At 66.7% G+C, this 18978-nt stretch carries 18 protein-coding genes and 1 tRNA gene; 6 read left to right on the plus strand and 13 right to left on the minus strand.

What is annotated here, in order from left to right; all coding sequences use genetic code 11:
- Positions 1–304: 304 nt before the first annotated feature.
- Positions 305–2203, plus strand: a complete 1899-nt coding sequence (locus DMB37_RS16190; RefSeq protein ID WP_135233436.1) for a GAF domain-containing protein — start codon at positions 305–307, stop codon at positions 2201–2203.
- Positions 2204–2346: 143 nt separating this feature from the next.
- On the opposite strand, the gene DMB37_RS16195 is transcribed toward DMB37_RS16190, so the two are convergent.
- A complete protein-coding gene (locus DMB37_RS16195; protein WP_135233437.1) occupies positions 2347–2745 on the minus strand; it encodes a hypothetical protein in 399 nt (132 codons plus the stop codon).
- A gap of 509 nt (positions 2746–3254) precedes the next feature.
- On the opposite strand from DMB37_RS16195, the gene DMB37_RS16205 reads away from it, so the two are divergent.
- Positions 3255–4064 (plus strand): hypothetical protein, encoded by an 810-nt coding sequence (locus tag DMB37_RS16205; protein WP_135233439.1) that lies wholly within the window; start codon positions 3255–3257, stop codon positions 4062–4064.
- A 281-nt stretch (positions 4065–4345) separates the two neighbouring features.
- Here the strand turns inward: DMB37_RS16205 and DMB37_RS16210 are convergent.
- The 5 genes from DMB37_RS16210 to DMB37_RS16230 all read right to left on the minus strand — a co-directional run bounded on the left by DMB37_RS16210 (position 4346) and on the right by DMB37_RS16230 (position 8996).
- Positions 4346–4418, minus strand: a tRNA-Ala gene (locus DMB37_RS16210).
- Between the two features lie 99 nt (positions 4419–4517).
- Positions 4518–5702: a gephyrin-like molybdotransferase receptor GlpR gene (gene glpR / locus DMB37_RS16215; protein ID WP_135233440.1), complete on the minus strand. Its 1185-nt coding sequence runs from the start codon at positions 5700–5702 to the stop codon at positions 4518–4520.
- A 284-nt stretch (positions 5703–5986) separates the two neighbouring features.
- Positions 5987–6637, minus strand: coding sequence for a GNAT family N-acetyltransferase (locus DMB37_RS16220; RefSeq protein ID WP_135233441.1), 651 nt, complete (start codon positions 6635–6637; stop codon positions 5987–5989).
- Between the two features lie 12 nt (positions 6638–6649).
- Positions 6650–7909: a gephyrin-like molybdotransferase Glp gene (gene glp, locus DMB37_RS16225; protein WP_107660952.1), complete on the minus strand. Its 1260-nt coding sequence runs from the start codon at positions 7907–7909 to the stop codon at positions 6650–6652.
- Between the two features lie 130 nt (positions 7910–8039).
- Positions 8040–8996, minus strand: coding sequence for a UTP--glucose-1-phosphate uridylyltransferase (locus DMB37_RS16230; RefSeq protein ID WP_107660953.1), 957 nt, complete (start codon positions 8994–8996; stop codon positions 8040–8042).
- A 79-nt stretch (positions 8997–9075) separates the two neighbouring features.
- On the opposite strand from DMB37_RS16230, the gene DMB37_RS16235 reads away from it, so the two are divergent.
- The 4 genes from DMB37_RS16235 (at position 9076) to mscL (ending at position 11310) form a co-directional block, all read left to right on the plus strand.
- Complete coding sequence (locus DMB37_RS16235; RefSeq protein WP_240772410.1) at positions 9076–9672, plus strand: 5-formyltetrahydrofolate cyclo-ligase; 597 nt, start codon at positions 9076–9078, stop codon at positions 9670–9672.
- 68 nt (positions 9673–9740) lie between these two features.
- Positions 9741–10061, plus strand: coding sequence for an FmdB family zinc ribbon protein (locus DMB37_RS16240; protein WP_135237612.1), 321 nt, complete (start codon positions 9741–9743; stop codon positions 10059–10061).
- An 88-nt stretch (positions 10062–10149) separates the two neighbouring features.
- Positions 10150–10800, plus strand: coding sequence for an SAF domain-containing protein (locus DMB37_RS16245; protein WP_135233443.1), 651 nt, complete (start codon positions 10150–10152; stop codon positions 10798–10800).
- 105 nt (positions 10801–10905) lie between these two features.
- Positions 10906–11310: a large conductance mechanosensitive channel protein MscL gene (mscL, locus tag DMB37_RS16250; protein WP_135233444.1), complete on the plus strand. Its 405-nt coding sequence runs from the start codon at positions 10906–10908 to the stop codon at positions 11308–11310.
- Positions 11311–11388: 78 nt separating this feature from the next.
- Here mscL and DMB37_RS16255 read toward each other — a convergent pair whose 3' ends face one another.
- From DMB37_RS16255 to DMB37_RS16285, 7 genes are all read right to left on the minus strand, one after another.
- Positions 11389–12054: an MspA family porin gene (locus DMB37_RS16255; RefSeq protein WP_135233445.1), complete on the minus strand. Its 666-nt coding sequence runs from the start codon at positions 12052–12054 to the stop codon at positions 11389–11391.
- Between the two features lie 163 nt (positions 12055–12217).
- On the minus strand, positions 12218–12886 hold the full coding sequence (locus DMB37_RS16260) for an MspA family porin (RefSeq protein WP_107659348.1): 669 nt from the start codon (positions 12884–12886) through the stop codon (positions 12218–12220).
- A 62-nt stretch (positions 12887–12948) separates the two neighbouring features.
- The gene (locus DMB37_RS16265) at positions 12949–13623 is read right to left on the minus strand and encodes an MspA family porin (RefSeq protein WP_135237613.1); all 675 of its coding nucleotides are present in this window, start codon (positions 13621–13623) and stop codon (positions 12949–12951) included.
- 699 nt (positions 13624–14322) lie between these two features.
- On the minus strand, positions 14323–14817 hold the full coding sequence (locus DMB37_RS16270; RefSeq protein WP_040739017.1) for a molybdenum cofactor biosynthesis protein B: 495 nt from the start codon (positions 14815–14817) through the stop codon (positions 14323–14325).
- 80 nt (positions 14818–14897) lie between these two features.
- Positions 14898–16364: a S1C family serine protease gene (locus DMB37_RS16275; protein ID WP_135233446.1), complete on the minus strand. Its 1467-nt coding sequence runs from the start codon at positions 16362–16364 to the stop codon at positions 14898–14900.
- A 251-nt stretch (positions 16365–16615) separates the two neighbouring features.
- Positions 16616–18070 carry a HAMP domain-containing sensor histidine kinase gene (locus tag DMB37_RS16280; protein ID WP_135233447.1) on the minus strand — a complete coding sequence of 485 codons (1455 nt, stop codon included), beginning with the start codon at positions 18068–18070 and terminating at the stop codon, positions 16616–16618.
- A 10-nt stretch (positions 18071–18080) separates the two neighbouring features.
- A complete protein-coding gene (locus DMB37_RS16285; RefSeq protein WP_135233448.1) occupies positions 18081–18767 on the minus strand; it encodes a response regulator transcription factor in 687 nt (228 codons plus the stop codon).
- Positions 18768–18978: the final 211 nt, after the last annotated feature.

The following is an 18978-nucleotide window of genomic DNA, read 5'->3' on the forward strand; positions in this document are numbered from 1 at the left end:
GGTCACCACCCACGCGCGCGGGGCAAGTCGAATTACAGGCAGTGGTGTGCCGATCAATGTATGGGCGACATGGACATTCGCCGCGACAAATATGTCTGCCGTCCACATCGTCAGGCCGCTGGACCACACATAGTGTTTTCGGCAGCACATCTCGAGGTGTGGAGGCACCATGGGTGGTCCACGGCGACCGGGGCGCCGGCCGCGACCTACCGACAGCCCCGACCGGCAGGCGACGGCGACCGGAAACCAACGCCCGGATCGAGTCCAGCACTGCCGATGTCGCCCCGAGCAAAGGCGCTACCCAATGACGGCCGTGACGTGCGAGATCTTCCTGCAAATGCTCGAGCGAGAAGCTCCTGCCGTCGAATTCGAAGCCCCACTGCTCGAAGCGCGCACCGCTGGTGCTTCCGCCGCCGAACTGGCCGAGCTGGACAGCGCCAAGTGCGCCGCGCTACGAGTCCGCGCGCTGCTGGAGCGCCGGGCTCGCCGGGAGGCCGAATTGGCCGCACTGTTCGACACTGCCGGAGATCTCGCCGGACTACGCGATGTGGACGCGGTCCTGCAAGCCATCGTGCACCGTGCGCGGCGGCTGCTGCACGCCGATGTCGCCTATCTGACCTTGCCGGATCCACAGCGCGGCGACACCTTCATGCGGGTCACCGACGGGTCCGGCTCCCAGGCCTTCCGCTCCACCCGGCTGGCGATGGGCGACGGTCTGGGTGGACTGGTCGCTCAGACCGGAATGCCGTACAGCACCGCGGATTACTTTGCCGACCAACGGTTCCGCCACACCGCGGCGATCGACAGTGCCGTGCGGGAGGAGGGTCTCGTCGCCATCCTCGGCGTGCCGATGAAGCTCGGCGACCAGGTCATCGGTGTCCTGTTCGCCTCGCATCGCGACTTCCGGCCCTACGCTCCCGAAGAGATAGCGCTGCTGGTCTCCCTCGCCGCGCACGCGACGATCGCCGTGGATTCGGCGCGGCTGCTCACCGAAACACGTACCGCCCTAGCCGAACTCAGTGCGGCCAGCGCGGCCATGCACGCGCACTACAACACCGTCGAACGCGCCGCGCAGGCCCACGACAGGATGACCGACCTGGTCGTTCGAGGCGGCGGCGTAGCGGACGTCGCGACCGTGGCCGCCGACATTCTCGGCGGCGCGCTCCTGGTACTCGACGCCGACGGACGCAGACTCACCGAAATCGGTGCACCGAACGCCCATGAGCAACTCGGCGACGAACAGGCCGTCGGCGAAATAGCCGCTACCGCAGCGCAACTCGGCCGAACCGTAGTCGCGAAGGAGCTGTGGGCCGCACCGGGCGGCGCAGGCAGTAGGCCGTTGTGCACGCTCGTCCTGCATCATCCCGGCGAACTGTCGCCGGCCGATCAGCGCATCCTGGAGCGCGCCGCGCTCGTCACCGCACTGTTGTTGCTGTTCCAGCGCAGCATCGCCGAAGCCGAGGGGCGAGTACGCGGCGAACTCCTCGACGACCTGCTGGACGGTCGTGTCCTCGATGACAAGGCATTACACAGCCGGGCCACCCTGCTCGGCATCGATCTGACACAGCCGCAGATGCTCATCGTCGCCGAACACGGCGGCCACCACCGTGCCGCGGCGTGGACAACCCACTACGTAATGGCCCGCCACGGTTTGGCCGTGACTCGCGGCCGGCACACCGTCGTGCTACTCCCCGGCAGCGACGCCTCCGCCACCGCCCACTGCGCCGCCAAGGAACTCCGTGCGGCACTCGGGATTTCAGCAACCGTCGCCGGCTCCGGACCAGTCGACCTACCGAACCGAGTGCCCGCCGCCTACCGCGAGGCCCGCCAATGCATCCAACTGATGAACGCACTCGGCAAACACGGATCGTCCGCCAGCGCAGCGGATCTCGGATTCATCGGCTTACTCATCAACAGCACCGATAACGTACTGGCATTCCTGAACACCACACTCGGCCCGGTCATCGATTACGACCTACGCCGCGGCGCCCCCCTCATCGACACCCTGGAAACCTACTTCGCCACCAGCTGCAGCCTCAGCAACAGCGCCAAACTCCTCCACATCCACGTCAATACGGTCACCCAACGCCTCGACCGCATCACCGCCCTCCTCGGCGAAGGTTGGCAACACCCCGACCGCGCCCTCGAAATCCAACTCGCCCTCCGCCTACACCGCCTCCGCGAATCAGCCGCCTTTCCGTGACGAGGACGGGATGAAGTAGGCATTCGAGTGAGGCCCGCTGATGTGCGACCGGACCGGTCGCCGAGGCCAGCGCGATAGAAACCCTGTGTGCTGCCCTTGTGCGGTGCACCGGGCAGTCGCCGGCAACGACACCGCGCTGACACCTACCGGGCTTCGCCAGCTCCCAAGAGCTCATCCAGTTCACCGATGATCCGGTCGAAATCTGTTACCGCACGCTCACAGAATTCTTTATCTTGCCGCTCCAGGAAATCCGAGGCTTGCGCTTCGGTGGCGAAGCGGTGATGTTCTTTCTCGGCCATGACTCGCTGCGGAACCAACACCCAGTTGCGCCGTGTGGTGTCGAACAGCCAGTCGATATCCCGATGATCAGAATCGATAATTCCACGCAGCTGTTCTGCGAACTCAACCGGCCGAGGATCCGCAAAACGCCAGACCACCAGCGGCGGAGCGGACGAGCCGTCATCGCGTGTACCGCCCGCGTGGCGGTACCATTCAAGATCACCGTAGGGCTGGAGTCGGGCGATGAAATCGCGAGAGTTCATTATCCGACCGGCTTGATAGTAGCACCGGGATTATCTCCCATTATAGTTTTCTGCCATTCCTCGATCGGTACCGGATTGGGGTTATGCCGTGGATCGTAGACGTATTTACCGTCTGTATAGACTTCATGATATAGGAATTCTTCAACGCCTCCCCAATCCGATTTTTTACGGCCTTTTACCCAGCTCTGGAGGCCGGCTTGTGAATTGAACCAGTCGGCTATTGATCGGCAGCCCGTCTTCTGCCCAGCTCCATGTTGGTCGCCGTGTCTGGAATTGCGATGGAACCCACTCGCACGCACCCCCGTATCGCCCCACGCTGTCCAACAGCGGTCTCGTTGTCAACCGTGCGGCTACATACCTGTTGTGGACAAACAATTCCACAGAAGCCGTTTGATCAGCCTGATCCACTTCGTGCCTCCGGGCAGCGTTCTCAGGCACTGAGGTCTGCGGCTGTGCCTATTGACGACTGACGTTCGAGCGGTACTGACGAGCCGCTTTACGATGGCGACGTGGGACTGGACGCCTTCGTACGCTGCCGATGCTGGCAGGACGGCCGCACCACCGCCGCGCCGGTCCCGGCAGACCTGATCGTCGAAGACGGCGCGGGTTACCTGACGCTCTCGATGCCCTACGAAGGGCATGAAGATCAGCACCACAGTGTCGAAGGCTGGATCCACAACGGTGCATGTCCGCACGAAGATATGGAATTCGCATCCGAGCGGATCTCGAACTGGTCCGGCTACAGGCTCTTTCGGTCAGCCCTGGAGGCAGCGGGGGCAGCCGACTTCCCGACCCTGTCCAAGGAACTTCCCGACCGCAACGGTGGACAGCTGTCACCAACGTCAGCCTCGGCTGCGCTCGTCGAAATCGCCGAATTCCGCGCCCAGCCGACCGTCGGCACCGAAACCACCCTCGTCGACGCCTCGACTGGTGAAACGCTGATAACCGCGGTACCGGCATACCGAGGAGTTTTCGGCCGGGATGGCCGGACGAAACACAACTTCGCACTCGACGCCACAGCCGGTCTCAGAATCATCGACACCGCCGCAGATCCCGAATCGGAGATCTTTCGGGCGCGCAACTTCACCCAGCAACAGTCGTGGCGGGGCGGATACTGGTTCACCGACCTCGACACCGGACAACGCACAAAGGTTCCGTTGCACGGCCCGATCAACCCGGCGAACTCTCCGAGCTATCCAAGGCGAATGCGCGTGCAGAACACGCCGGTCAGCCCAGACCGATTCGACTACATACTCATTCCGTTGACACGAGTGCTCCAAGCCGCCGTGGACAGCGGCAACCCAGTCGTGTGGTGCTAACCCGGAACTCCGCACGACTCCAGGATTGGCGAACCCGGGGAGAGGCCGGGGCTCGGGTCGTCAAACCCGACAAGGGGGTTTGAGAGCGGTTTGAGAGCGCAGCCTCGGCTAGACGGACCGAAGGAAAGAGTCCGGGCGGTGAACGGCCCCGGGTAGGCGAGCCTGAGAAGGGGGTCCGGGGGGCGAAGCCCCGCCGGGCGGGGTGTGGGGGCTCCGCCCCCAAAAGACACGCGGAACCGAAAAAGGCTCGCGCTCTTTGCGAGCACGAGCCTTCCATTCGGTGGAGCTAAGGGGAATCGAACCCCTGACCTTCTCGATGCGAACGAGACGCGCTACCAACTGCGCTATAGCCCCGTGCGGCTCCGGGGAACCGCGCTGTGTCACTCTAGCAAAGGTTGTTGCGAGACTCCGAATCGGGCGGTTTACCTGGGGTTATAGGGAGTCACGCGCGTGTCATTCGCCGGCGGCGCGGCGCATGTCGCCGCCGCCGGTGCGGTCGCGGAGGGCGCGGGCGGTGGCGGGGTCGAAGGGGTCGAGGTGGTCGAACATGGGGTCTTCGTCGTCGGTTTCGAGGAGGGCGGAGCGGCGGCGCAGGGCGCGGGCGGTGTCGCGGTCCATGGCGGCGCGGGCGGCTTGGGTTTGCCGTGGGCCTGCGCGGTGTTCGCCGAGTTGTTCGGCGCGGCTGAGGCGGGCGGCGCGGCGGCGGCGGATGTCTTCTTCGATGCGGACTTGCTTGCGCAGGTAGGTGAGGTAGCCGATGAGGACGAAGGAGGACAGGCCGCAGCCCCACCAGAAGTGAGGGCTCACCGCGACGGCGAGTCCGCCGCATAGCAGTCCGGCCAGAACGAGGCCGAGGACGGCGCGCTGGCGGAAGGTGTAGCGGGCGGCGCGGGCGATGGCGTCGGCTTCGGGGTCGTAGCCGCCGCGGCCGCGCCGGGTGGGCACGTAATCGAGGTCGTCGGAGTCGGTTTCGTAGTCGCGGCGGGCCAGGTCATCGGCGTCGTCGTCGAGGTAGTCGTCGTCGTGGGTGACGCGGGCGGGCACGGTGGAGCGCGCGGGGGGTATCCGGGCCGCGGCCGGTTCGGTGCGCTCTTCGCCCACTACGTCATCATCGGCCGCGTCGTCGTGCGGCGCAGCTGGTTCGTCCACGTCGGCGGATTCGGCGTCGGCAGTGCCGGTTTCGGTGTCGGCTGCCTCGGCGTCGGCCTGCTCGAGTTCGGCGTCGCCCAGCTCGGCGTCGGCGAGTTCGGTGTCGTCCAGCTCGGTGTCGTCCAGCTCGGTGTCGGCGAGCTCGGCGTCAGCGATGTCGGGGTCGGGGTGGGGCACCGCGCCTTCGGTGATCGCGGGCAGGTCACCTTCGGTGACGGGTTCGTCGGCCGGTGTTGTCATCCGGTCCTCCGCATCATCGCTGTGGGGATGCTTTCTCTGTACGCGGCGTGGCCGCCAATTGGGGTCGGTTTCGTGGCCTGCGGCGGGTCCACTCTTGGTGCGCCGCTTGGAATCTCCGCGGACGAGCACCCGGGTGGCGAGTGCGGCGTCGGTGGTCCGCCGAATCCTCGGGTGCCGGTCGGCGAGGATGGGGAACAGGACGAAGACCCAGAGCACTACCAGGCCGATCCACAGAATCGAATTCGGCATTGCCGTCAGCACCTCCGTCCCGGCCTGGTGTGGTCCGTTCGGCCGGCGAGCGGTGCGCAGCACGCCCCGCGTCCGCCCGGCTTCCATCCGTCGCTACGGCGTGGTCGCCGGTCGCCTCGCAGGCTCCCTGCCGGGGGTGCAGGACGCACCTCCGACGTCCGTAGGTTAATTCCGTGACACGTCGAGATCCGGCAGGCGCGCCGTGCACATACGCCACACCTGTCACAAAGCCACCAATTCTTCCGCGCGTCGGATGCGCCGGGCGTGTCCGTATTGCACGATTCTCAGGGCAGAACGGCCCGGCCCTCGCGGACGAGCCGGTCGACGACGGTGCCCATGACCTCTTCCACGGTGATGCCGACCAGCAGGTGATCGCGCCAGGCGCCGTCCACGTCGAGGTAGCGGCGCAGCAGCCCTTCCTCCCGGAAACCGACATTGCGCAGGACCGCTTGGCTGGCCAGGTTTTCCGGCCGCACCGTCGCCTCGACCCGGTGCAGGCCGACCTGTCCGAAACAGTGATCGAGGCCGAGCGCCAGCGCCGCGGTCGCCACACCCTGGCCGCTGAGATCCTTGGCCACCCAGTAACCGATCCAGCCGGAACGCAGCGCGCCCCGGACGATATTGCCGACGGTCAACTGCCCGCTGAACGCGCCGTCCACCTCGATCACCAATGGAATCATCGCCCCACGCCGCGCTTCGGCCTTCAAACTCGACCACAGCGACGGCCAGTTGGACGCGTGGTTGCGCGCCTCCCAGGTACCGCGACCGGTGGGTTCCCACGGCTCCAGATGGGCCCTGTCTCGCAATCGGATTCGGCTCCATGCGGCGGCGTCGCGCAGCCGCACCGGGCGCAGCGTCACCTGTCCGGCCCCGACGCGCACCGGACCGAGCCGCGCGGGCCAGCCCGGATGCTGCGTGACCCGGAACACGTTCATCGCCTCCACGCCTCAGCCGCGCTGGGCGAGGAAAGCGACCCTGACCTCGTCACCGGTGCGGATCTCGGTGTCGTCGGGGTCTATCACGATCAAACTGTTCGCCTCGGCGAGCGTGGCGAGCAGGTGTGACGAGGCGCCCGCGCCGCCGCCGAGCGGTTGCACGAGGTAGTCGCCGGTGGCCTCGTCGCGCATGAGTTGCGCGCGCAGATAACCCTTGCGACCGGCCATCGAACTGATCGGGGTGATGGTCCTGGCCATGATGATCCGCCGCATGGGATGCCTGCGCCCCAAGGCGATTCGGATCAGCGGACGGACCATCACCTCGAAAACGACCAGCGCGCCGACCGGATTGGACGGCAGCAGGAACGTGGGCACCTCGTCGCGGCCGAGCCTGCCGAAGCCCTGCACCGAACCGGGATGCATGGCGACGCGGGCTATTTCGAGCTCGCCGAGCCCTTCCAGCGCCTCGCGCACCTGATCCGAGGCCCAGCCGCCGACCGCGCCCGCGATGACGACGACCTCGGAGCGCACCAGCTGCCCCTCGACCACGTCGCGCAACCGGCGCGGATCCGTGCTCACGATGCCGACCCGGTTGACGTCCGCGCCCGCATCCCTGGCCGCGGCGGCCAGCGCGTAGGAGTTCACGTCGTACACCTGGCCGGGGCCGGGCGTGCGATCGATATCGATGAGCTCACCGCCGACCGAGATCACCGACAACCGCGGCCGCGGATGCACGAGCACCTTGTCCTGTCCGACGGCCGCTAGTAGTCCCACCTGGGCCGCGCCGATGATGGTGCCCGCGCGCACCGCGACATCACCGGGCTGCACATCGTCGCCGATGCGCCGCACGTAGTCGCCGGAGCGAACCGGTTCGTAGATCTTGATCTTCGCGCGGCCGCCGTCGGTGAAGTCCAAGGGCAGCACGGCATCCGCGAGCGTCGGCAACGGTGCGCCGGTGTCGACGCGGACGGTTTGGCGCGGCTGCAACCGGATCGGCTGACGCGATCCGGCGATCACCTCACCGACCACCGGCAGCGTCAGGTCGACCAGTTCGTCGTCCTCGTTGCGAATGTCGGTGCCCGCGGCGGCCACGTCGACGCTGCGCACCGCGTAGCCGTCGATCGCCGCCTGATCGAATCCGGGCAGCGGTCGTTCGGTGACGACGTCCTCGGCACACAGCAGGCCCTGGGCCTCGGAAATCGCGACCCGGACCGGCCGAGGCGCGACCGCCGCGGCGGTCACCTTGATCTGCTGATCCTCAACCGAGCGCATCCAGCCCTTCCTGATCTCTTCGCACACCACCGATCGCACCGCGCGATATCGCTTCGGCACAACCAATTAGCGCACGCGACGGTGAACCATCATTCGTACCCGACGGTCCACTGTCGACGAAACCCACGCCTCAGTCGTAGGTGGTCAGCTGCGGATCCCAGTCGGGACCGAGCCGATGCTCCAGCCACTCCCGAAGGGCGGGGCCGTATTCGTCACGTTCCAAAGCGAAATCGACCGCAGCACGAAGATAGCCGCCCGGGTTGCCCAAATCGTGGCGCGACCCACGGTGCACCACGACATGAACCGGATGATCCTCGGCGATGAGCAGCGCGATGGCGTCGGTGAGTTGCAATTCGCCGCCCGCGCCCGGCTCGATTCGGCGCAGCGCGTCGAAGATGGCGCGGTCCAACAGGTATCGACCGGCGGCGGCGAAGGTGGACGGCGCGTCGGCGAGCGCGGGCTTCTCCACCATGCCCTTGACGCGCAGCACATTCGGATTCACCGCGTCCGGCACGGTCGCCACATCGAACACGCCGTACGCGCTGACCTCGTCCTTGGGCACGTCGATGGCGCAGAGCACGGTGCCGCCACGCTTGCGGCGTACCCGGCACATCACGTCCAGCACGCCGGAGGGCAGCACCAGATCGTCGGGGAGCAGCACGGCGATGGCGTCTTCATCGTCGTCGAGGGCGGCCTCGGCCTGGGCGACCGCGTGGCCGAGGCCGAGCGGTTCCTCCTGCACCACCGAGGTCACATCGAGCAGGCCCGGCGCCTTGCGCACCTTTTCCAGAAGCTGGAATTTGCCGCGCTCGGCGAGGGTGCTCTCCAGCACGAGGTCTTCCACGAAATGCGCGACCACACCGTCCTTGCCCGGCGAGGTGACGATCACCAAACGCTCGGCACCGGACTCGGCGGCCTCGGCGGCCACCAGTTCGATGCCGGGGGTGTCGACCACCGGAAGGAGTTCCTTCGGCACCGTTTTGGTCGCGGGCAGGAACCGCGTTCCCAGCCCGGCGGCGGGCACTACGGCCGTGCGGAAGCACGAAGCCAGCGTGGCATCGCCGGATTGTCCGGCCTTTGCTGTCATGCGCATACCCTATCCATCGTCACAGCCCCTGACTCGACGTCGAGCCGACCGGTATTCCGGTCAGCCTATGGTGATCGACATGGAGATGCCCGGTGAGCGCGAAAAACATGCATGGCGCACCGAAATTCTTGCTCGACGGGCGGCGATGTCCGCCGAGGAGCACGCTGCGGAGGTCGCGGCCCTGGTCACGGCGGTCGGGCGGCTCGACGTGGGCGAATGGGTCTGCGCATACGTGCCGGTGCGTGGCGAACCTGGGTCGACCGAGATGCTCGACACGTTGCGCGCGGCGGGTGCGCGGGTGCTGGTACCGGTCACCGGTCCGCCGGGGCCGTTGAACTGGGCGGAGTACACCGGCCTGGACAGTCTGCGGCGAGCCAGGTTCGGCCTGCTCGAGCCGACCGGCGAAGTGTTACCGACCGACGCGATCGGTCGCGCGGATTTGATCCTGGTCCCGGCGCTCGCGGTGGACCGGCGCGGTGCCCGGCTGGGGCGTGGGGCGGGCTATTACGACCGGACGCTGGCCGCGGCGGCACCGCAGGCGCGACTGGTCGCGGTGGTCCGGGACGACGAGCTGGTCGACCGGCTGCCCGAGCAGCCACACGATGTGCGAATGGGCTGGGCGCTGACCCCGCGCGGCGGGCTGCACCGGCTTGTCGAAGATCACGCCGCGGAATGAAAGGTAGATTGGCAACGTTGGCACTGTCGGCTGTAGAGTGCCAGATGACGAAACCTGCGGAGGATGCTGTGCCAACTTACTCGTATGCGTGCACCCAGTGTGACAACCGCTTCGACATCGTTCAGTCCTTTTCCGACGATGCGCTGAGCGTGTGCCCGGAGTGCTCCGGAAAGCTGCGCAAGCTGTTCAATTCCGTCGGCATCGTGTTCAAGGGCAGCGGTTTCTACCGCACCGACAGCCGCAGCGGCGCGTCCACTGCGAGCGAGCCTGCCAAGTCCGACAGCGGTTCCAACGGCTCGAAGGACTCGAGCTCGTCGAGCTCCACCAGCTCGGATTCCAGCTCGTCCAACGGCAGCAGCGCGACCACCAGCACCGCTGTGGCCAGCTGATTCGTCGGGTTATCCACAGTCACCCAGTTATCCACAGCTAGCCCTTTTCCCGGCCCGGCGGGTGTGCGCACAGTCATAGGCTTTCGCCATGACTCGATCACCCGCTGAGCTCGGTCGTCAGCGCTTCGGAGTGTGGCGTCGACCGCCCTGGGCCGACAGCTTGCTCGCCCGCCGGCTCGGCGCCGCAGTCCTGATCGTGCTGGCGATCGCCTTGTTCCTGCGCGGTGATCCCGGCGCGGAACGAACTTCCGTCGTGATCGCCGGACGTGATCTCGCGCCGGGCCACGTGCTCGCCGCGAGCGATCTTCAATCGACTCCCCGCGAAGCCGCCACCCTGCCCGCGGGTGTCGTGCGCAATCCCTCCGACGTGATCGGCGCCACCCTGACCGGGGCGATGCGCGGCGGCGAGATATTCACCGACATCCGCGTCGTCGGCCCGCGTCTGGCCGCCGCCGCGACCGGCGCGCGGGACGCGCGGATCGTGCCGATCCGGTTGGCCGACAACGCCGTCGCCGAAATCCTGCGCGCCGGTGACCGAGTCGACGTGGTCGGCGGCGAAGAGCAAGGCGCGCGCCCGGCCCGCACGCTGGCGACCGATGCCGCAGTCGTATTGGTGTCCAGCCCCGGCGACGGACGAGCCGCGAAGGAACGCGTGGTGTTGGTCGCGATGGACTCCGAACACGCCACGGTGGTCGCGGCCGCGTCTCTGCATACCGCGCTCACCGTTGTCTTCCATTGAGTTGTCCACACATTTGCCATCAAGGTCAACTAGCATCGGCGATACCACGGGCGTAGACCGCCGAGCACGACTTTGTCAGCTCCACACGTAGAGGAGATATCGGCAATGCTCAAGGGTTTCAAGGATTTTCTATTCCGCGGAAACGTTGTCGACCTGGCGGTGGCGGTGGTCATCGGCACCGCGTTCGTCGCGATCGTCACCGCGTTCACCAATGGCATCGTCAACCCGATCCTGGCCGTCTTCGGCGGCAGCGACGAACTGGGGCTCGGTTTCCAGCTCGTTGCCGACAAACCCGCGACCTTCGTCCAGGTCGGCCCGATCATCACCGCTGCGATCAATTTCGCGATCATCGCCGCGGTGCTGTATTTCGTGCTCGTACTGCCCGCTATGCACGCGAAAAGGAAGTTCAGCCCGGAAGCCGTCGAACTCAGCGACGCGGAGGTGCTCATCCAGATCCGCGACCTGCTCGCCGAGGGTCAACGCAGCGCGGGCGGTAAACACGAATCCTGAATTGCTTGCGCGGCAACGATAAACGGGCCCGTCGCGCAATGACAGACCCGTTTATCTAGTGCAAGTTGCTCTTCGACGTCAGCCGAGAATGAACGGCTTACCCCACAACGTCATCCAGGTGACGACGGAGTCGGTTTCCACGCTGAGACTGACGAATGCCCGCGCCTGCGCATAGCCGTCACAACCGGACAGGTCGATGACCTCGTCGGACCAGCTCACCGATCCGATGTTGCCTTCGAACTGATTACGGGTCGGGTACGCCACACTGCCGAAGTACTCGTCCTGCTCCAGATCCAGCACATAGAACGACTTCGCCTCACCGCGCTCGAGCACCAGCTTGGCACCGGTGGCCACCCCGGCGTCGGAATCGATTGCGTCCCCGGCCCACTCCAGATCACCGGTGACACCACCGCCGGCGATATCCACCTCGCAACCGACGGTGTACCCCGGAAAGATGGAACCGGCTGTGCCGCCCGGCGTTCCGGCCAACTCGACCTGCGCCTTCCCCGCCACCCGCGCGGTGCGATGCCCAGGCACGGCGCCCATGGTCGGCGTGATAGCGACCGACTCGTCGACCAGTGCGAGCCGCACCTCGGTGCCGTCGGCCAGTGTCTTGGTGGTCTCGCCACCGGGCAGCGGAATGAAGATCTCCGCGTTGGCCGCGCCGGTCGAGAGCAGGCCCAACGCGACAGTGGCGGCGACCCCGAGCCCGACGCGGGACGTCAGTTTCTTACGGTTGATCATGGTTGTCGACCCCTAGCGGAACGAATTCTCAGGCAGCGAGCAGAACTGCGCGCCGCGGCTGCCTTCGGGGTGGGCAGCGCCGTCGGCGGCAGACCGCAACAGCAAGCGGACCCGTCGCGGTAGCGACGGGCCCGCTTGACTTGTGCGAGTTGAGTGTTCGGCGTCAGCCGAGGCTGAAGGGCTGGCCCCACAGCGTCACGTACGACATGACGTTGTCGGTCTCGACCTTGACCTTGACGAACGCGCGCGCCTGCGCGTAGCCGCCGCAGCCGGACAGGCCGATGGTGGAGTCGGCCCAGGTGACCGAGCCGTTGGTGCCCTTGAACGTGATCTGGCTGGAGTGATCCTCGTTGCCGAAGTCGTCGGCCACTTCACGATCGAGCAGGTAGAAGGCCTTCGCCTGGCCGGGGCCGAGGCTCAGGTTGCCGCCACCGTTGACGCCGACGTCACCGTCGCTACCGTCCCATTTGCCACTGGCTTCGACGCCAGCCGAAGCGCCGCCACCGTCGATGTTGACCTGGCAGCCGACCACGTAGCCCGGACGGATCTTGCCACCCGTTGCGCCGTCACCGGACACCTCGACCCGCGCCGAACCGGACACCCACGCGTTGCGGTGCACCGGGGTCGAGCCCAGGGACGGGTTGATGTTGGCGGATTCGTTGACCAGACGGACCGTCACCACGGTGCCGTCGGACAGCGTCTTGGTGATCTCGCCACCCGGCAGCGGCACGAAGGTGTCCGCGTTCGCGGCACCGGTGGAGAACAGGCCCACGGCGATGGTTGCGGCGGCACAGACACCGGCTGCCCGCGCCACGTTCTTACGGTTGATCATGTGTAATTCCCTCAGGGGTTGAGTTCGTTTCAGCGAGAAGAGTTTTCGACAGTCGACAGTCGTCAGCCAATGCTGAACGGCATCCCGTAGAGGGTGGTCTTCGAGTAGTGGTCACCGATGATCTCGACCACGGTGTAGGAGCGGGCCTGGGCGTAGCCCGCGCAGCCCTGGATCTCCATCTCGACGTCCTGGTACTCCACGGAGTAGGAACCCGGCTTGGTGATGTCCTTCAGCTCGATCTGCACGAACTTCACGTCGCCCGGACCGAGGTTGATGCCGAACGAACCGCCGAGGCCACCACTGGTGAGGTTGGCGTTGGCCGAGAGGCCGAGGCTGATCGCGTCATCGGCGATGCTGACCTGACAGCCGATGATGTAGCCGGTGTTCAGCTGCGACGTACCGTGCGTCGAGGAGTTGTTGGTGCCGGGGTTGTTGGTCGCGCCATTCCACGGGCCGACCTTGCCTTCCGGGGTTTCGGTGACATCCGCCGACGCGTTGCCGGAAACCCAGACAACGCGGCCAGCGCCGTTGGCCGCGAGCGACGGCGACACGACGGCATGCTCCCCGGTCCGGGTAATGGTCACACCCGGGCCACTTTTCTGGCCGTCCGGCAACGGCACAAAAACATCGGCGCTGGCGGCGCCGGTCGAAAGCAGGCCCATGGCCACGGCAGCGGCAGCGCCGACGCCCGCTACGCGGGCACCGCGGCGCAGACCGTTGGTGCGGTTCTCGCTCATACTTCCCCTCATCAGGTTAAAACAGTCAACCTCGACCATCGAGGTTGGACAGGTGGTCCTCGCAGGCCCAGCTCAGTTTGTCGCGCCTTTGTTGCCAGTGTGTAACCGACAATTTAGTTCGGCGCGACGCTCCGGCTGGCGACCGGAACCGAGCCAGGTTCCGCCGGATCGACACGTACGTGCCGCACCCGGGCCCAGGAAGTCCAGTGTGGGTGGCTCGTGCGAACATTAAACGCTAGGTAACGGCGCTGCAACGCAAGCTTTCGTAAAGATCAATGTGATGTAAATCACATTCGTTAACATGCAAACATCGTTTGACGTGCATTTATTAGTGGCGGAGACAGTCGGGACCGACCGGCCGGTGCTGACGAAGTCACTAAAGCGCCAAGCGCTGAATACGGGACAGAGCCGTACATATATCGACCGAATAACGGTGATCTGAAATAATCACAAGTAAATTACGGCGAGCCAACTTCTCGATACGTAGCTACTACGTAGATTTGGGCAATCAACCGTGGTGCGGCGGCTTCTGCGCACGCAGCCAATCATCAGACGAAGACTCGTTGCCGGAGTCGTCGCCGCGTTCGTCGCTCGTAGTGTCTGGGAGGGTGTCGCCGAATATTTCGGCGAGACGCGCCGCATCCCTCGCCCGGCGAGCGGCCGGGCGAGGGATGTCGTCGGAAGAACCGGAGGCCGAAATTATTCGACCAATCCGGACAGTTCGCCGATCACCTTGCTGGCAAGCGGGCCGAGCGTCGCCATTCCGTCGCGCACCGCGGCCCGGGTGCCGGGCAGGTTGACCACCAGGGTGCTGCCGGAAATGCCGGCCACACCGCGCGAGAGGCCCGCGTCGAGCGAACCGGCCACCCGGCCGGACGCACGCAGCGCCTCGCTGATGCCGGTCAACTCGCGATCGAGCACCTGCGAGGTGGCCTCGGGCGTCACGTCACGCGGGGACATGCCGGTGCCGCCGACCGAGATGACCAGGTCGACACCGCCGATCACCGCGGTGTTCAGCGCGTTGCGGATCTCGACCTCGTCGGCCTGCACCGACACCGACGCGTCGACGAGGAAGCCTGCCTCGGTGAGCAGCTCGGTGACCAGCGGGCCGAGCGAGTCAACACCTCCATGCGCCGTTCGATCATCGACGACCACCACCAGAGCACGCCCCGCCACCGGAGCATCGATTTCCATGGTGCTCACCGTAGCGCTTGTGCTGAGAACCTCTGCGGCCGTGTCGAGCAGCGGAGTCCAGCCACCCTGCAGTACCCGCATCATCGGCCGCCGTCCGCGGGCGCACCGGTGAGGGTCACCTCGACGGTCTTGGAGTTCCTGCCTTGCTCATCGGTATAGGTGACTTTCACCTTGTCTCCTGGTTGGTGCGAGCGAACCGCGGCGACGAGCGCGTCGCCGGTGTTGATGCTGCGATCGTTGAGTTTGGTGATGATCACGCCTGCGGGGATGCCCGCCTTCGCGGCCGGGCCGTCCGGGGTCGACTCCAGCACCCGCGCGCCGTTGATCGAATCCTGCGCCTGGATCTTGACGCCGATCTGCGCGTAGGTGGCGTGGCCGGTCTTGATGAGCTCGTCGGCCACCCGGCGGGCCTGGTCGACCGGGATGGCGAACCCGAGTCCGATCGAGCCGCTCTGCTGACCGACGCCGGGCTCGCCGGCGCCGAGGCTGGCGATCGCGGTGTTGATGCCGATGAGCTTGCCGTTGCCGTCGACCAGCGCACCACCGGAATTACCGGGGTTGATCGCGGCATCGGTCTGGATGGCGTCGATCACCGGGTTCACGCCCGCCGGATTCTGCGGGCCCTCGCCCTGCGTCGACACCGGGCGGTTCAGCGCGGAGACGATGCCGGTGGTCACGGTGCCCGCCAGGCCGAGCGGCGAGCCGATCGCCACGACCGACTGGCCGACCTGAAGGTTCTCCGAGGTGCCGAGCTCGATCGGGGTCAGTCCGGTCTTGCCGGCAACCTTGATGACGGCGAGGTCGGAGACCGGATCGGCGCCGACGATGGTCGCGGGCGCGGAGCTGCCGTCGGAGAACAGCACCTCCATCTTGGCGTTGGGGCCGCCGCCCGCGGCCACGTGGTTGTTGGTCAGGATCAGGCCGTCGGAGGACAGCACCACACCGGAGCCCTCGCCCTCGGCGCGGCTGCTGGCCACCTTGATCATCACCACGCTGGGCAGCACCTTCTGCGCGACCGCCTGGGTCGAGCCCGCCGGTGCGTTGGAGACGTTGTTGACATTGGGTTTCGGCTGATCGAGCGCGTTGGTAATCGTCGAGCGGCCGTCGTCGGAGTGGGTGGCCAGCGCGCCGACCGCGCCGCCGACGCCGCCGCTGACCAAGGCCAGGGCGACCGCGCCGAGCACCAGGCCGGTCCGGAACGGGCGCTTGGCGGGCTGAGCCTGCGCCCCGAACGGCGCGCCCTGCTGATCGAACGGCGCGCCCTGCGCCGTCTGCTGATCGAACGGCTGCCCGCCGTACTCCGGGCCGGGGAACGGCTGTGTGTGCTGGTGCGGCGGGTACTGGCCCATCGACTGCTGCGCCTGGTACGGCGACGGCTGCGCCTCGTACGGCCCGTACCCGGACCCGTGCGGCGAGTAGGCGGCGTCTGGCCCGTACGGCGCGCCGCCGGGGCTCGCCGGTGCGGCCGGGATCTGATCGGTCGGGTTGGGCTGATCCGGTGCGGTGTGCGCCGGCTCGTCCCGCCGGTCCTTCGAATCCTCGGTCATGGACTCCTCGTTTCTCCTCAGCGTCTGCCGACCAGCTTGACGGCGACTACTGAGAGCGGACTGAGACCGTGCTTTCAATTGTCCGAGACTGTGTACCCACTTCGCGCGGCGGTAAGGCCGCTACCCCCGCCACACAATACGGGTCCGGCGCACGCTTCGCGCGCCGTCGAATTCACCGGATCCCAGTCCCTGGAACACCCGTTATGCGGATCTCGCATTTCCTTCGAGCAGGCTTTGTCGAGCGCGCGTTTTCAGACCTCCACCGGCCGACCGGCTTCACCGGGCAGGACGATCCGGATTCGCGCGCCACCCCGGCTGGAGGTCTCGATGCCGATCGTGCCGCCGTGTTTCGTCACGACCTGCTTGACGATCGCCAGGCCGAGCCCCGAACCGGGCATGGAGCGCGAGGCGGTGGTCCGGTAGAAGCGCTCGAACACCAGCTCACGTTCGCCCGGCGGAATACCGGGGCCGGCATCGTCGACGGTCAGTTCGAGCAAGCCGCGCCCGGTTTCGCGCATCTCGACGTAGACCTGCGCGCCCGCCGGGCTCCACTTCGCGGCATTGTCGAGCACGTTGAGAATCGCGCGCTCGAGGCCTGCCTCGTGGCCGTAGACGAACCAGGGCTGGAACGCCGAGACGAACTCGACCGAGCCACGGCGGCGCCGCGCCCGTTCCAGCGCCCGCTCGGCTACCTCGCCGAGATCCACTCGCTCGTACACGGTTTCGGGTGCGTCCTCGCGCGCCAGATCGACCAGGTCTCCGACCAGGTTCGACAACTCCTCGATCTGCGCCATCACGTCCGAACGCAGCTCGGCCATGTCCTCATCCGGAATGCGCGGGGCGCCGGGGCGACTCGACGCCATCAGCAGCTCGGTGTTCGTGCGCAGCGACGTGAGCGGGGTGCGCAGTTCATGCCCGGCGTCGGCGACCAGCCTTCGCTGCCGATCCCGTGATTCGGCCAGCGCGCGCAGCATGGCGTTGAAACTCTCGGTGAGCCTGGCGAGTTCGTCGTCGCCGGTCACCGGGATGGGCGTCAGGTCGTCGGTGCGGGCGATCCGCTCGGTGGCGGCGGTCAGCCGTCCGATCGGGCGCAAGCCGGTGCGGCCGACGGCCGTGCCCGCCGCGGCGGCCAGCACGACGCCGCAGCCACCGACGACGAACAACAGCCACGCGAGACGATCGAGCACGTTGCGGGTCGGCTCCAGCCGCTGCGAAATCACCAGGGTCGCGCCCTCGTTCGTGCGTACCGCGAGCACGCGCTGATTGGCGACGGTGCGCAACGACGAACTCGCCTGACCGTGGAACACCGCCCACTCCGGCGGGCCGACCGGTGGAATGGTCGCCTGCGGTACCGAATACGGGCCGATGTCGGGATAGATCAGCACGATGCCGGTGTCGGGGTAGAACGCGGTCGCCAGCGCCAGATTCTGCAAATTGAAGCCGTACGGATCGATGGCGGTCACCGCGTTCGCCCTGCTGCGCAGCTCGGTATCCACGTTCGCGTACAGGGCGCGCGCGACCAGCGCGTACGCCGCGATCGAGGTCACCGCGACCGCGATCGCCACCACCGAGGCGGCGAGCAGCGTCACCCGCCAGCGCAGCGAGACGGAGCGGGTGAGCGGAATCGGCGGACGCATCTCCGCCGGGTCGGGCGGACGCTGTCCGAGCCCGGCGACCACCGGCCGCTTGGGAACAGTTCGTGCCATGGCCTTCCCCCTACGGGGGCGTCTCCCGCAGCACGTAACCGACGCCGCGCACGGTGTGGATGAGGCGCGTCTCGCCCTCGGCCTCGGTCTTGCGGCGCAAATAGCCGATGTAGACCTCGAGCGCGTTGCCGGAGGTCGGGAAGTCGTATCCCCAGACCTCCTCCAGGATGCGACTGCGGGTCAGCACCCGGCGCGGATTGGCCATCAGCATTTCCAGGAGGGAGAACTCGGTGCGGGTGAGGCTGATCCCGCGCTCGCCGCGGGAAACCTCGCGGGTCACCGGATCCAGCGACAAATCCGCGAACGTCATCGCCTCGGAAACCTCGCCGGGATCGGCGGTCGTGCGGCGCAGCAGCGCGCGCAAACGCGCGAGCAATTCTTCCAACGCGAACGGTTTCGGCAAATAATCGTCGGCGCCGGCATCGAGTCCGGCAACTCGCTCGGAGACCGAATCCCGTGCCGTCAAAACCAAAATCGGAAGATCGTCACCGGTGCTGCGCAAGCGCCTGCAGACCTCGAGGCCGTCCATCCGGGGCATCATCACGTCGAGCACCAAGGCGTCGGGCCGCTGACTCGTCGCCTTGTCGAGCGCGTCGACACCGTCCACGGCCAGGTCGACGGAGTAGCCGTTGAAGGTCAGTGACCGGCGCAGCGACTCCCGAACGGCGCGATCGTCGTCGACTACCAGAATGCGCATGCGACCAGTTTGACCGTATCGACTGAGAGGTGACTGAGAGGGGACGCTCGACACGCCGCGCCGGGCTCGGCCCGGCACACGGACACCAGCAGCCGGTCAGCTATCAGCGATCGCACGCCGTATAGATCAATCGTCCAGGAAGTATGTAGACTCACTAACTCAAACAGCGCGAAACCTGTTCCGCGTAGCCATATTCGGCCATCAGCAGACC

It is taken from the genome of Nocardia sp. CS682 (assembly GCF_004634405.1).
Taxonomy (GTDB): domain Bacteria; phylum Actinomycetota; class Actinomycetes; order Mycobacteriales; family Mycobacteriaceae; genus Nocardia; species Nocardia ninae.

What these genes read in the sequence shown, in the direction of transcription:
- DMB37_RS16245 (WP_135233443.1), top strand. Translation starts at nt 10,150, where the DNA reads ATGACTCGATCACCCGCTGAGCTCGGTCGTCAGCGCTTCGGAGTGTGG.
- glp (WP_107660952.1), bottom strand. Translation starts at nt 7,909, where the DNA reads ATGCGCTCGGTTGAGGATCAGCAGATCAAGGTGACCGCCGCGGCGGTC.
- DMB37_RS16280 (WP_135233447.1), bottom strand. Translation starts at nt 18,070, where the DNA reads ATGGCACGAACTGTTCCCAAGCGGCCGGTGGTCGCCGGGCTCGGACAG.
- DMB37_RS16235 (WP_240772410.1), top strand. Translation starts at nt 9,076, where the DNA reads ATGGAGATGCCCGGTGAGCGCGAAAAACATGCATGGCGCACCGAAATT.
- DMB37_RS16265 (WP_135237613.1), bottom strand. Translation starts at nt 13,623, where the DNA reads ATGAGCGAGAACCGCACCAACGGTCTGCGCCGCGGTGCCCGCGTAGCG.
- mscL (WP_135233444.1), top strand. Translation starts at nt 10,906, where the DNA reads ATGCTCAAGGGTTTCAAGGATTTTCTATTCCGCGGAAACGTTGTCGAC.
- DMB37_RS16190 (WP_135233436.1), top strand. Translation starts at nt 305, where the DNA reads ATGACGGCCGTGACGTGCGAGATCTTCCTGCAAATGCTCGAGCGAGAA.
- DMB37_RS16195 (WP_135233437.1), bottom strand. Translation starts at nt 2,745, where the DNA reads ATGAACTCTCGCGATTTCATCGCCCGACTCCAGCCCTACGGTGATCTT.
- DMB37_RS16275 (WP_135233446.1), bottom strand. Translation starts at nt 16,364, where the DNA reads ATGACCGAGGATTCGAAGGACCGGCGGGACGAGCCGGCGCACACCGCA.
- DMB37_RS16260 (WP_107659348.1), bottom strand. Translation starts at nt 12,886, where the DNA reads ATGATCAACCGTAAGAACGTGGCGCGGGCAGCCGGTGTCTGTGCCGCC.
- DMB37_RS16270 (WP_040739017.1), bottom strand. Translation starts at nt 14,817, where the DNA reads ATGGAAATCGATGCTCCGGTGGCGGGGCGTGCTCTGGTGGTGGTCGTC.
- DMB37_RS16285 (WP_135233448.1), bottom strand. Translation starts at nt 18,767, where the DNA reads ATGCGCATTCTGGTAGTCGACGACGATCGCGCCGTTCGGGAGTCGCTG.
- DMB37_RS16255 (WP_135233445.1), bottom strand. Translation starts at nt 12,054, where the DNA reads ATGATCAACCGTAAGAAACTGACGTCCCGCGTCGGGCTCGGGGTCGCC.
- DMB37_RS16230 (WP_107660953.1), bottom strand. Translation starts at nt 8,996, where the DNA reads ATGACAGCAAAGGCCGGACAATCCGGCGATGCCACGCTGGCTTCGTGC.
- DMB37_RS16220 (WP_135233441.1), bottom strand. Translation starts at nt 6,637, where the DNA reads ATGAACGTGTTCCGGGTCACGCAGCATCCGGGCTGGCCCGCGCGGCTC.
- glpR (WP_135233440.1), bottom strand. Translation starts at nt 5,702, where the DNA reads ATGCCGAATTCGATTCTGTGGATCGGCCTGGTAGTGCTCTGGGTCTTC.